The 11,818-nt window shown below is 70.8% G+C and carries 11 protein-coding genes and 1 riboswitch; of the genes, 5 read left to right on the top strand and 6 right to left on the bottom strand.

The window, feature by feature from the left end; translation table 11 throughout:
* Together MR1_RS20245 and MR1_RS16995 are read left to right on the top strand one after the other, a co-directional pair.
* On the top strand, positions 1–430 hold a 430-nt coding region (locus tag MR1_RS20245; protein WP_457920434.1), incomplete at its 5' end, for an aggregation-promoting factor C-terminal-like domain-containing protein.
* 75 nt (positions 431–505) lie between these two features.
* Positions 506–651: riboswitch (FMN riboswitch) on the top strand.
* A 12-nt stretch (positions 652–663) separates the two neighbouring features.
* Positions 664–1,098, top strand: coding sequence for a 6,7-dimethyl-8-ribityllumazine synthase (locus tag MR1_RS16995; protein ID WP_067249735.1), 435 nt, complete (start codon positions 664–666; stop codon positions 1,096–1,098).
* A gap of 84 nt (positions 1,099–1,182) precedes the next feature.
* Here the strand turns inward: MR1_RS16995 and MR1_RS16990 are convergent, their stop codons facing one another.
* Both MR1_RS16990 and MR1_RS16985 read right to left on the bottom strand, forming a co-directional pair.
* Positions 1,183–1,827, bottom strand: a complete 645-nt coding sequence (locus tag MR1_RS16990; RefSeq protein WP_067249732.1) for an FMN reductase — start codon at positions 1,825–1,827, stop codon at positions 1,183–1,185.
* Between the two features lies 1 nt (position 1,828).
* Positions 1,829–3,043: an LLM class flavin-dependent oxidoreductase gene (locus tag MR1_RS16985; protein WP_157518323.1), complete on the bottom strand. Its 1,215-nt coding sequence runs from the start codon at positions 3,041–3,043 to the stop codon at positions 1,829–1,831.
* Between the two features lie 174 nt (positions 3,044–3,217).
* Here MR1_RS16985 and MR1_RS16980 point away from each other — a divergent pair, with 174 nt between their 5' ends.
* On the top strand, positions 3,218–4,423 hold the full coding sequence (locus tag MR1_RS16980) for an acyltransferase family protein (RefSeq protein ID WP_067249727.1): 1,206 nt from the start codon (positions 3,218–3,220) through the stop codon (positions 4,421–4,423).
* 68 nt (positions 4,424–4,491) lie between these two features.
* Here the strand turns inward: MR1_RS16980 and MR1_RS16975 are convergent, their stop codons facing one another.
* Both MR1_RS16975 and MR1_RS16970 read right to left on the bottom strand, forming a co-directional pair.
* The gene (locus MR1_RS16975; RefSeq protein ID WP_067249724.1) at positions 4,492–5,493 is read right to left on the bottom strand and encodes a DUF4436 family protein; all 1,002 of its coding nucleotides are present in this window, start codon (positions 5,491–5,493) and stop codon (positions 4,492–4,494) included.
* Entirely contained in the window at positions 5,490–7,502 is a 2,013-nt protein-coding gene (locus MR1_RS16970) for a COG1361 family protein (protein ID WP_067249721.1), read from the bottom strand. The genes MR1_RS16975 and MR1_RS16970 overlap by 4 nt, the downstream gene beginning before the upstream one ends.
* Positions 7,503–7,844: 342 nt before the next feature.
* Here MR1_RS16970 and MR1_RS16965 point away from each other — a divergent pair, with 342 nt between their 5' ends.
* Complete coding sequence (locus tag MR1_RS16965) at positions 7,845–8,849, top strand: isopenicillin N synthase family dioxygenase (RefSeq protein ID WP_067249718.1); 1,005 nt, start codon at positions 7,845–7,847, stop codon at positions 8,847–8,849.
* 19 nt (positions 8,850–8,868) lie between these two features.
* Here MR1_RS16965 and MR1_RS16960 read toward each other — a convergent pair whose 3' ends face one another.
* Together MR1_RS16960 and MR1_RS16955 are read right to left on the bottom strand one after the other, a co-directional pair.
* Positions 8,869–10,200, bottom strand: a complete 1,332-nt coding sequence (locus MR1_RS16960; RefSeq protein WP_067249715.1) for an MFS transporter — start codon at positions 10,198–10,200, stop codon at positions 8,869–8,871.
* The gene (locus tag MR1_RS16955; RefSeq protein WP_067249713.1) at positions 10,197–11,027 is read right to left on the bottom strand and encodes a creatininase family protein; all 831 of its coding nucleotides are present in this window, start codon (positions 11,025–11,027) and stop codon (positions 10,197–10,199) included. The genes MR1_RS16960 and MR1_RS16955 overlap by 4 nt, the downstream gene beginning before the upstream one ends.
* A 95-nt stretch (positions 11,028–11,122) precedes the next feature.
* Here MR1_RS16955 and MR1_RS16950 point away from each other — a divergent pair.
* A partial coding sequence (locus MR1_RS16950) for a hypothetical protein (RefSeq protein WP_217996244.1) occupies positions 11,123–11,818 on the top strand: 696 nt, incomplete at its 3' end.

Here is an 11,818-nt window from a genome sequence, read left to right as displayed (position 1 = left end):
GGCCCCGGCACCCGGAGGCGATCCCGCACCGGCACCCGCCCCGGCACCGGAGCCCGAACCGGCCCCCGCGCCCGCCCCGGAGCCCGCGCCCGAACCGGCTCCGGCACCGCCCGAGGTGATCGTCGATCCCCAGGGCGCCCAGGACTACGCGCGCGGCGCCCTCGCCGGATGGGGGTGGGGCGGAGACCAGTTCGAGTGCCTGGTGCTGCTGTGGAACCGCGAGTCCGGCTGGCGCGCCGATGCCATGAACCCGTCCAGCGGCGCCTACGGCATCCCGCAGGCGCTGCCCGGCGAGAAGATGGCGAGCGCGGGCCCGGACTGGCGGACCAACGGGCGCACGCAGGTGGACTGGGGGCTCGGCTACATCGCGGACCGCTACGGCTCCCCGTGCGGTGCGTGGCAGCACTCCGAGAACACCGGCTGGTACTGAGTGACACCGGCTGGTGCTGAGCACTGAGCCATGGTGCCGCCGACAGGATCGCACGGTCGCCGGTGGTAGCGTCGTAGCCGTCCTCAGGGCGGGGCGGAAATCCCCACCGGCGGTGTCGCGGCGTTGTCCGCGCGAGCCCGCGAACGGTCCCCATGGCGGGGACCGCCGACCCGGTGCGAACCCGGGGCCGACGGTCACAGTCCGGATGAGAGAGGACGGAAAGAGGTTCCCTCATGTCCAAGATCGCCATCGTCGCCGCGCAGTGGCACGCCGAGATCGTCAACGAGGCCGTGACGGCGTTCATCGCCCGTCTCGGCGAGCTCGGTCTCGACGACGTCGACGTGTTCCGCGTCCCCGGCGCTTTCGAGATCCCCCTGCACGTGACGCGTCTCGCCCGCAGCGGCCGATATGCCGCCGTCGCCACCAGCGCGCTGGTCGTGGACGGCGGGATCTACCGGCACGACTTCGTCGCCGCCACGGTCGTGGACGCGCTCATGCGGGTGCAGCTCGACACGGACGTCCCGGTGTTCTCAGCGGTGCTGACGCCGCACCACTTCCACGGGCACCAGGAGCACAGCGACTACTTCAGCCGGCACTTCGCCGTGAAGGGGCGCGAGCTCGCCGACGCCGTGTCCGGCACGCTCACCAGCCTCGACGCGATCGGCTGATCGGGGTCCGATACCGACGATCGGGGCGCGGGGTGGGGCCGATCAGCCCCACCCCGCGCCCCGAACCACCCGGGTACGCCCCGCTCACTCTCCGGCGAGACCGCCGAGCAGGTGCCCGAAGGACTTCCCCTGGCCGAGGTACGTCGCCGGGTCGAACGGATCCGCACCGCCCGCCGGCTCCCGGCGGGCGATCGCCTCGGCGAGCTCCCGGGCGCCGCGCTCGACCCGCGAGCTCAACGGAGCGACGTCGTCCGCGTTCGCGCCCCAGTCGCTGGAGGCGGCGAACACGCCCGTCGGCACCGGCTCCGCGTGCAGGTAGGTGAACAGCGGACGGATCGCGTAGTCGATCGCGAGCGAGTGCCGGGCGGTGCCGGCGTTGGCCCCGATGAGCACCGGGGTGCCGGTGAGCGCATCGGGGTCGAGCACGTCGATGAACGACTTGAACAGCCCCGAGTAGCTCGTCGAGAAGATCGGCGTGACCGCGATCACCGCATCGGCGGAGACGACGGTGTTGATCGCCGTCTCGAGCGCCGGGGGCGCGAAGCCCGTGAGCAGGTTGTTCGTGATGTCGTGGGCGAGGTCGCGCAGCTCGATCACGTCGACCGACACCTCGATGTCACGCTCCGCCAGGGCCTTGGCCGTCTCCGCCGCGAGGCGATCGGCGAGCATCCGGGTCGACGACGGGTTCGACAGCCCCGCCGAGACGACGGCGATACGACGTGCGTCCATGTCAGTTCGCTCCCTTCGTGGCGGCGGCGCCGAACGCCGACCCCGCGGCCGGCGGAACCGCTCCGCCGGCCTGGTACGGCGACCCGGCGGTGAGGTTGTCCCCGCGGTTCGCTCCCGGGCGCGCCTGGCGCGTCGGGCCGTCGCCGTACACGGCCTTCACCCGCGCGGCGTGCGTCGGGGCGTCAGGAACCGTCGCCGGCCGGTTCTTGGCCAGCTCCTTGCGCAGCACCGGGACCACCTCGCCGCCGAGCAGGTCGATCTGCTCCAGGACGATCTTGAGGGGCAGGCCCGCGTGGTCCATCAGGAACAGCTGGCGCTGGTAGTCGCCGAAGTGGTCGCGCATGGCGGCGTAGCGGTCGATCACCTGCTGGGGCGACCCCACGGTGAGCGGGGTCATCTCGGTGAAGTCCTCCATCGACGGTCCGTGTCCGTAGACCGGGGCGTTGTCGAAGTACGGACGGAACTCGTTCACGGCATCCTGCGAGTTCGGGCGGATGAACGCCTGCCCGCCGAGTCCGACGATGGCCTGCTCGGCAGTGCCGTGGCCGTAGTGCGCATACCGCTGGCGGTACAGCTCGATCAGACGCTGGTAGTGCTCCTTCGGCCAGAAGATGTTGTTCGCGAAGAAGCCGTCACCGTAGTAGGCGGCCTGCTCGGCGATCTCCGGCGTGCGGATCGAGCCGTGCCACACGAACGGCGCCACTCCGTCCAGCGGACGCGGGGTGGAGGTGAAGCCCTGCAGGGGCGTGCGGAACTTCCCCTCCCAGTCCACGACGTCCTCCCGCCAGAGCTTGTGCAGGAGCGCGTAGTTCTCGATCGCGAGCGGGAGGCCCTGACGGATGTCCTGTCCGAACCACGGGTACACGGGCCCGGTGTTGCCCCGGCCCATCATGAGGTCCATGCGACCGCCCGAGACGTGCTGCAGCATGGCGTAGTCCTCGGCGATCTTCACCGGATCGTTCGTCGTGATCAGGGTCGTCGAGGTGGAGACGATGAGCCGCTCCGTCTGCGCCGCGACCGCCGCGAGGAACGTCGTCGGGCTGGAGGACCAGAACGGCGGGTTGTGATGCTCGCCGATGGCGAAGACGTCCAGCCCCGCCTCCTCCGCGTGCTTGGCGATCGTGAGGGTCGCCTGGATGCGCTCGGCCTCGCTGGGCGTCTTCCCGCTGACCGGGTCCTGGGTGATGTCGCTCACCGACATCAGGCCGAACTGCATGCCGCTGGTGTCGACGGTACCGATCTGCTCGTTCACTGTTCTCTCCGCTCGGGATGCCTCGGCATCCAGTTCTATTCAGATGAATATAACTGGTGAAACGCGGTGGCCCCCTCATTATTCCCGGCGTGCGGACGGCTCTCAGATCCCGTCCCCGACGGCCGCTAGGCTCGTCGGATGCACGGCACAGCGCGGCCGCCGGCCGCACCCCCGGTCCCCCGCGCCGCGCCGGCCTCCCGCCGGGTCCCGTTCTGGGACAACGCGCGCTTCGCCTGCATCGTCCTCGTGGTCCTCGGTCACGCCGTCCAGCGCCTGACGTACGACTCCGACATCGCCCTCGCGCTGTACCTCGCGATCTATGCGTTCCACATGCCGGCCTTCGCCCTCATCTCCGGGTACTTCTCCAAGTCGGGAAGCCCGACGCGCCGCCAGATGGCTCGGGTGATCACGGACATCCTCGTCCCCTACGTCGTGTTCGAACTGCTGTGGTGGCTGACGAAGTGGCTCGTCGAGGGCCGCGCGGACCCGAACCTGACCCAGCCGTCGTGGACCCTGTGGTTCCTGCTCGCCCTCGGGATCTTCCGACTCGTCCTGCCGTACCTCGCGCTGCTGCGCTGGCCCCTGCTGTGGACCGTCGCGATCTCGGTCGGCGCCGGCTACGTCCCGAACGTCGACAGCACGTTCTCCCTGTCCCGGACTCTCGGGCTGCTGCCGTTCTTCGCGCTGGGCTGGTGGCTGCGCGAGCACGACGTGGTGCGCCGCCTCCGGATGATCGAGTTCCGTCCGGTCTGGCTGCGCGTCGTCGCGGCCGTCGTGCTCGCCGCTGTGCTGTTCGCGTGCTGGCGGTGGGTGGACGTGTGGCAGGCCATGGATCTGCGGCACTGGCTCTTCTACGAGGACTCCTACGCGGACCTCGGCGGAGAGCAGTGGTGGGCCGGCGGCGTCCGCCTCGTGATCATGGCGCTGGCGCTGGTGGCCAGCGCGGCGTTCTTCGTGCTGATCCCTCGGCGCCAGACCCGGGTCACGCACTTCGGCCAGTACACGATGTACGTCTACCTGCTGCACTCCTTCGTGCTGTACCCGTTCCGCGAGTCCGGGGTGCTGCGCGAGCTGGAGCCGACGTGGATCTGGCTTCCGCTGGTGGTGCTGCTCTCGATCGCCGTCGCCTTCGCCCTCTCGACCGCACCGGTGCGGTCGGTGCTCCGGCCGCTCGTGGAGCCGCGTCCCTCGTGGCTGTTCGCCGACCGCGCCCTCGCCGCCAAGGAGGGGCATCGCAACGACCCGACCGGTTCGCGGCGTTCCGGTCCGGAGACCGATAAGCGCGGCCCGAGCGCGTCTCCGCCCGCCGTTCCCGCCCCGCGGCGGAGCGAACCCGCCGACTAGGCGAAGAGGGCCGCGCCGACGAAGGAGCCTTCGTCGGAGTCCCGCTCCGACGCGGGCCGGCCGCGCGCTCATTCGGTCAACGTCGGCACCTCGGCGCTGTTCCCCTTGGCCATCGCATCCACCGCGACGGTCTCCTCCAAGTCCCGGCGCCGCAGGATCGAGCTCTCGTTCCAGAGGAAGTAGCCGCCGGTCCACACGAGCATGATCGCAATGAGACAGATGCACGGGAACAGGACGATGAAGTCCATAGCGGTGCCGATCGGCGGCGCCCCGGGCATCGCCGCGCGCAGAGCGGGGAAGGACAACATGGTCGCGGAGAGCCAGATGACGTTGGCGAACTCCAGCCGCTTCTGTAGCAGGGCGCTGCCGATCGTGACGACGGCGAGCAGAGTCGTGATGATGATCGCGAGCACGTAGAACGACACGAGCGTGATGCTCAGTCCGTCTCGGTGCCCGTCGAGCGTGAGCGGGTAGACCGTCTTCTTGCCCTGGGAGTCCGGCTCCCCCGCGGACGCCGACAGCATCCAGGGGCGTGCCGCGTTTTCCATGTCGATGAGGAACGGGACGCTCGCGCCGGTGTCGTCGTCCTCCACGCTCACCTGGAAGTCCGCGAACGGACGGTCGAACGGATAGGCGCTGTCGCCGCGGTCCAGTGAGAGGCTGACCGCCGTGGGATCCACGATCGACTCCCCGGGATAGGTCACCACCGACGTGGTGACGCCGGCGCTGGAGATCTCGATGCGCAGGCTCCGCGACATCTCCCCCGCCTTGTCGCCGACGAGGGACCCGTGCGGGATCGGCAGGATGTTCGCACTGACCTCACGGTTGGTGAGGTTGACCTCCTGGACGCGGACCTGGAGGGTCAGGTAATCGGAGCCCACGGGCTCCTCCATCCCCGCGACGGGCACGTCCGCCGAGGTCTCCAGCGCCCCGGACGCGCTGACGACCACGTAGTAGATCGCGAGGAGAGCGATCGCGATCCCTCCGATCCAAGGCGCCGGGTTACGACGGAGGCGGGTCAGTCGGCCACCCTTCGCGCCGGCTTCCTTCTTGTCGGTGGTCGTGCTCATGGGGTGCTCCGGGATGTGGGGACGGGTGGATGAGGACGGTGAGCGTCGGATGATCGAGCGGCGACGCTCGCGGCGAGGGCGTAGAGCAGGAGCGCGAGGAGCGGCAGAAAGGCGAGCGGGAAGCGGAGGATCTCAAACCCCGGAGGGCCCTCTGCCGCCGTGGGCGCCCCGACCGCAGCGCCCACGGACGCGGTCACCGTCGCGCGGGACTCTCCGCCCGTACCGGTGGCCGCGGAGAGGCGCTGGCGCACCGTGTCCGGTGCATTGAGCGCGTCCACGAACACCCGGATGGCCAGGCTCACCTCGTCGCCGGGCGCGAGAACGAGCTCACAGCGGAAGGTCGTGATCTCGACCTCGCAGGGGTCGGGTCCCGGGATCGGATCCCCCTCTCGCTCCGCAGAGACGGAACGATAGCGAGCCCCCTTGCCCATCGCTCCGGTCAGCACGACGGTGATCGGCTCAGCGCGGAGGTTCGGGCCCAGCGTCCCCCGCATCACAGATACCGCACCCCGGGACAACTCGCTTCTGGGAAAGCCGAACTCCATCGGAACGGTCGCTGACGCCGCCGTCGGCTGCTGCGGGGTCGCACGGGGCGAGGACGGAGGGGGAACCGGCACGGGCCGCGCTGGTGCGGGCGTCCTCGGCGGTGGGACCGGTGCGGAACCGACCGGGGGCGAGGTGCGCCACGGCGTACCTGCCCCCGGGTCCCGATCCGGCGGCTCCGGAGCGGGCCCCGGAGGGGCAGGAGCCGGAGGGGCAGGAGCCGGTACGACCGGTGGAGGTGACGGCGTCGGAGTGAGTGACGGCGAGGGGGACGGGGACGGGGACGGGGACGGGGACGGGGACGGGGACGGCGTCAGAGTCGGGATTGGGAGTGGGATTGGTGTCGGGGTCGGAGCCGTGACGACCAGCGTCCGCGTGCTGAGAACCGGCGAGTCGGGGTCGCTATCGGAGCGCGCCCGCGCGGTGAAGGTGTACTCGGTCCCCGCCGGCGTTCCCTCCGGAATGCGACCGACCACCGTCACGAGGACGGTCCGCCCCGGCTCCAGCGTCGCGACGACGAGGCCCTGCGCCAGCTCGTCACACGCCGCAGCATCGCCATCGAGCGTGCACTCCCGGGCGGGAAAGGTGCCTCCATCGACCTCGACGCGCGTCTCCTCGGCGGCCCCCTCCCCCTCGTTGACGAGGGTGATCGTCCGCTCCACGCGCTCACCGGGCTCAGCCGTGGCCTGTCCACGCTGAGCCAAGGTCAGCGCGGCGTCGGCCAGCACATCGACGACGACGGGCTCCGACGCATCCGAGACGTCGCCGCCCGGGCTCGTCTGGCGCGCCGTGATCAGATGAGCGCCGTGTTGCATCTCGGACGCCGGAGCACACGACCATGACGACTCCCCGTCCGCCGGAACCTCGCACACCGGTTCATCGTCGATGAACGCCTCGGCGCTGTTCCCGGGCCGCTTGGTCCCCGAAATCAGCGGCTGCCGTTCGCGCGTGCTCCCCGGAGACGGGGCAGCGATCTCGGGCGCCGGCGGGGGCAGCACCGTCACGGTGTAGGCGCCGCTCTCGCTCCCCGCGATCTCGGACCGCCCGGACGTCTCGCCCGCGACGGCGTCAGGGACGATGCGAAGCACCAGCGAGACGACGTTTCCGACCGCCCAGCCCCCGTTGGCACCGCTGCCGCAATGCACCGCTGCGGCATCGCCGGTGCAGGTGAACGGCACCGACCCCGGCGGGTTGTCCGATGCCGCCGAGACGATCTCCGTCCCCGGAGGTGCCGTGATGTTCCACGGTGCGTAGGGCGGACCGCGCAGGTCGTTGCGCACCTGGGCGGTGACCTCCTCGCCCGGGTACCCCTGCGGCTCGGAGATGGCCGTCATCGCGACGGCCGTTCCGGACGCCGGGACGAGCAGGCTCGTGATCAGGGCGAGCGCCGCGCACAGCGACAGGGCGAGACGGTGCGTCCGCCACGTCCTCCCTCGGCCCGGTCGGCCCGCGCGCTCGATGCCCATGCCGTCACCCTAGATCACCGCATCCGATTTGGCATGCATTTATGCCCCTGCATCTCTCTAGTCTCTGTCAGTTCATGCTTCTTCTCTCACCTTGTCACGATTTTCCTGGAATGCGATCCCACGTCCGCGGGGGCGTCTCCACGGCGAGGACGCCTCGTCTCCCCTCCCCTCGGTCGCGTGCACGCGCTGCCGAGACCCCCTCTGCACGTCGAAACCCCCTCGGAGGTGAGGGGGTCTCGGGGTGCAGAGGGGGTCTCGGCGGGGACACTCCGCAGAGACCGCCCCACGGTAATCCTCGGCAACATTCCGTCGGCCGCGCGACGGCCGTCCTAGCCTCGACGCATGACCGATCTGACCCTCCCCATCCTCGACCTGTCCCGGCTCGACGACGGCCCGGAGGCGGCCGCCGGATTCCGCGACGACCTGCGCGCGGCGACCCACGACGTCGGGTTCTTCTACCTCACCGGCACGGGCGTGCCCGCCGAGCTCGAACGCCGCCTGCACCGCGCGGCGAAGGACTTCTTCGCCCTGCCGGAGCAGGACAAGCTCGCGATCGAGAACGTGCGGAGCCCTCACTTCCGCGGCTACACCCGCATCGGAGGCGAGCGCACCCAGGGCGAGATCGACTGGCGGGAGCAGATCGACATCGGCCCGGAGCGTCCGGCGGTCGAGGGCGGACCGGCGTTCAACCGGCTGATCGGCCCGAACCTCTGGCCGGCGGCCCAGCCCGAGCTCCGCGAGGTCGTCGAGGAGTGGCACGCGCACCTCTCGGGCGTGGCCCGGAAGCTCCTGCGCGCCTGGGCGCTCGCCCTGGGCGCCGAGGAGTCGTACTTCGAGGAGAACTTCGGCGAGCCCTCGACGCTGATCAAGATCGTGCGTTATCCCGGCACGCACGAGCCGGAGCCCCAGCAGGGGGTCGGCGCACACAAGGACTCGGGCGTGCTCACGCTCCTGTGGGTGGAGCCGGGCAAGGGCGGCCTGCAGGTGGAACGCGACGGATCATGGGTGGACGCCCCGCCGGTCGACGGCGCGTTCGTCGTCAACATCGGGGAGCTCCTCGAGTACGCCACCGGCGGCTACCTGAAGGCCACGAACCACCGGGTCGTGTCGCCGCAGGCCCCCGACGAGCGGATCTCGATCCCCTTCTTCTTCAACCCCGCGCTGGATCGGCGCCTGCCGATCATCGACCTGCCCGCCGATCTCGCCGCTCAGGCGCGCGGGGTCACGGAGGACCCGACGAACCCGATCCACAGCCTCTACGGGGAGAACGCGCTGAAGTCGCGTCTGCGCGCCCACCCGGACGTCGCCGCGATCCATCACGCGGACCTCGTCGCCAGCCGGGCCTGATCCGTCTCCGCCGCTGTCGTCAGCGAGAGGCGCCGACCGCCGCGTCCACCTCGTCGAGGCTCGCCCCGCGCCGGTCAGGACTGAGACCGAGCGCGATGAGCGTGATCACAATGGTGACGCCCATGTAGATCGCGATCGGCACCCAGCTGTCGAAGGCGTCGAGCAGCGCCAGCGAGATCACGGGAGCGAGGCTTCCGCCGTAGATCCCTGAGAGCTGGTATCCGACCGAGATGCCGGTCGAGCGGATCGGGGTCGGGAAGAGCTCGGCGAGGTAGCTCGCCTGCGGGCCGAACATGAGGCCGTGGCAGAACAGCCCGACCGCCACGGCCAGCGAGGCCAGCGGGATGGTGCCGAGGTTCAGGAGGGGGAAGAAGGCGAACGCCCAGACGAGCGTCGCGAGACACCCGGCGACGTAGAGCGGCTTTCGTCCGAAGCGGTCCGAGAGGTGCCCCGCCAAGGGGATCCCGACGAGCCAGGCCACCGAGCCGACGGCGACGCACAGCAATGCTTCGTTGCGCTCGAACCCGACCACCTTGACGAGATAGGTGATGACGAAGGTGAGGAACACGTACACGACCACGTCCGGCCCGAATCGTGCGCCCAGAGCGAGCAGGAGCGGCTTCGGGTAGTCGCGGACGAGCGTCCGCACCGGGCGAGGCTCGATCCCCTCGGTCGACGCGGCGACCTTGGCGAACTGCGGGCTCTCCGCGATGCTCATCCGGATGTAGAGGCCGACCAGGACGATGACCCCGCCGAGGAGGAAGGGCACCCGCCAGCCCCAGGCCAGGAACGCGTCCTCGGGGAGCACCCCCGCGAAGACCGCCAGCACACCCGTCGCCAGGAGGTTCCCCAGCGGAGCGCCCGCCTGGGCGAGACTGGCGGTCAGGCCGCGGCGTCGGTCGTCCGAGTACTCGGCGAGCATGAGCACGGCGCCGCCGAGCTCGCCGCCGGCGCCGAGTCCCTGCAGCAGCCGCAGCAGCACGAGGAGGATCGGCGCGAGCACCCCGATGGCCTCGTAGGTGGGCAGCACGCCGATGAGCGCCGTCGCGGTCCCCATGATCGCCATCGTCCAGAAGAGCACCGGCTTGCGCCCATATCGGTCCCCGATCGACCCGAACAGGATCCCGCCGAACGGACGAGCGACGAAGCCGACCGCGAAGGTCGCCAGCGAAAGCAGGGTTCCCGTGACCGGGTCGAAGCTCGGGAAGAACAGTCTGTCGAAGACGATCGATGCGGCAAGGCCGAAGAGGAGGAAGTCGTACCACTCCATGACCGTGCCGAACATGCTCGCGGCCGCGACCCGCGCACGCCGGCCCCGCGAGACGGACGGCGGCGAGGACACGGCGCTCATCGCGGCGCCTCCGGTCGGCGCACCGCGACGGCGAACCCCTCCACCTGTCCGATCAGCTCGACCAAGTCCCGGACCATCGCGCGGTGCAGGGTCTCCCCGCGCTCGGCGTCGCCCCAGGACGGTCGCCCGCTGCTGCCGTCGCCGCTCGCGACGAGCTCGGCCTCGGTCGACGGCCACCATGCCGCACGGGTCGACGCGATGCTCGGATCGATCGTCCGCAGGGATTGCGGGTGCGCGGGAGCGGCATCCTCCGGCACGGCGCTCGCGTCGACGAGCTCGGGATGCAGGTGCAGCATGTGTCCGGTCTCGTAACCGTCCGCGTGGCCGATGAAGGTCCCCTCGGTCTGCGCCCAGTGCGCGTACTCGGGCTGGGCGAGGTGGGCCAGGTCGGCGACCACCACGGCCGCTCCGGTGTCGGCGCGCAGTCGCGTGGCGGCGATCGCGAGGGGCGGCAGGTTGGCGAGACGGTGCCCGTTGACGACGATGATGCGGCGGAACCCGTGGTGCAGCAGGGACGAACCGAGGTCCTCGATCAGGTGCGTGAGCGTCTCCGGACGCAGCGTCACCGTGCCGGCGAACCCCATGTGGTGCGGCGACCAGCCGAACCACACGGGCGGGGTCACGATCACGCCGGTCTGCGCGGCGGCGTCCTCGGCCACGGCGATCGCGGTCATCGCGTCCACGCCGAGCGGGAGGTGGCGTCCGTGCTGCTCCGTGGCGCCGACGGGGATGATCGCCGTGTCCCGGGTGGTCAGGTAGTCCGCGATCTCGTCGACGCGCAGCTCTGCGAGACGGCGGGGTTGCTGGGAGGATGTCGGGGAAGCCATTCCCTCAGAGTTCCAGACCGTCCGCCGGCCGAGGAATCGACAGACGCCGAGACCCCGGACGCCCGATTTCGACAATCGTCGCAAGAAGGGACCCCATGCCGTCCGAGCTGCAGTCGGGCATCGAGCGGTGGTCCGCGAGCCTCGCCGCCCCGCTCGCGCTGTTCGACGTCCACGACGAGCTGGTCGTGCACAGCTCGCACCACGGCGAGGTCGACGACGTCCGCCGCGAGTCGATCCTCACCCGCACCCCGGTCGCGGAGATCCGTGCACTGATGCCGTCCCTGCGTCTCGCGGAGCGTCACACGCCGTTCCCGGCGCCGGTTCCCGACGGGCTGCAGATGCTGCCGCGCGTCGTCGTTCCTCTGCATTCCGCCGGTCGTTTCCTCGGGTCGGTCTGGATCAGCGATCCGGAGCAGACACTGATCCACGACCCCCGCCTGGCGGAGGCCGCTACCGAGCTCGCCGGCCTTCTGGACTTCCACCAGCGCCCCACCGCGCGCACGGAGCTGACGCGCCGCCACCGTGCCGCGGCGACCCTGCGCGGCCTCCTCGGCGAGGGCGGGCGCGGGGACGAGGCCTGGCAGGAACTCGGCACGACGACGGGGCGCACCGGCGCGGAGACGACGCTCGTCGTCGCGCATCCCACGACTCCCGCGCTCACCGGAGGCGTGGTCGCACGCAGTCATGGCCGGGACGGCGTCCTCCTGCTGGAGGACGCCGCGCACACGGCCGTCTGGGCTGTCCTGAGCGATAGGGCGCAGACCGCCGAACTGGTTCGCGGGGCCCTGGAC

This window comes from Microbacterium resistens NBRC 103078 (assembly GCF_001552355.1).
Lineage (GTDB): Bacteria > Actinomycetota > Actinomycetes > Actinomycetales > Microbacteriaceae > Microbacterium > Microbacterium resistens.
The sequence above is the reverse complement of the archived record's forward strand: the minus strand, read 5'-3'. Positions and strand labels throughout refer to the sequence as shown.

Excerpts from the sequence above, each read along its gene's own strand:
- MR1_RS16995 (WP_067249735.1), top strand. The coding sequence starts at position 664 with ATGTCCAAGATCGCCATCGTCGCCGCGCAGTGGCACGCCGAGATCGTC.
- MR1_RS16965 (WP_067249718.1), top strand. The coding sequence starts at position 7,845 with ATGACCGATCTGACCCTCCCCATCCTCGACCTGTCCCGGCTCGACGAC.
- MR1_RS16970 (WP_067249721.1), bottom strand. The coding sequence starts at position 7,502 with ATGGGCATCGAGCGCGCGGGCCGACCGGGCCGAGGGAGGACGTGGCGG.
- MR1_RS16980 (WP_067249727.1), top strand. The coding sequence starts at position 3,218 with ATGCACGGCACAGCGCGGCCGCCGGCCGCACCCCCGGTCCCCCGCGCC.
- MR1_RS16990 (WP_067249732.1), bottom strand. The coding sequence starts at position 1,827 with ATGGACGCACGTCGTATCGCCGTCGTCTCGGCGGGGCTGTCGAACCCG.
- MR1_RS16955 (WP_067249713.1), bottom strand. The coding sequence starts at position 11,027 with ATGGCTTCCCCGACATCCTCCCAGCAACCCCGCCGTCTCGCAGAGCTG.
- MR1_RS16975 (WP_067249724.1), bottom strand. The coding sequence starts at position 5,493 with ATGAGCACGACCACCGACAAGAAGGAAGCCGGCGCGAAGGGTGGCCGA.
- MR1_RS16960 (WP_067249715.1), bottom strand. The coding sequence starts at position 10,200 with ATGAGCGCCGTGTCCTCGCCGCCGTCCGTCTCGCGGGGCCGGCGTGCG.
- MR1_RS16985 (WP_157518323.1), bottom strand. The coding sequence starts at position 3,043 with ATGCAGTTCGGCCTGATGTCGGTGAGCGACATCACCCAGGACCCGGTC.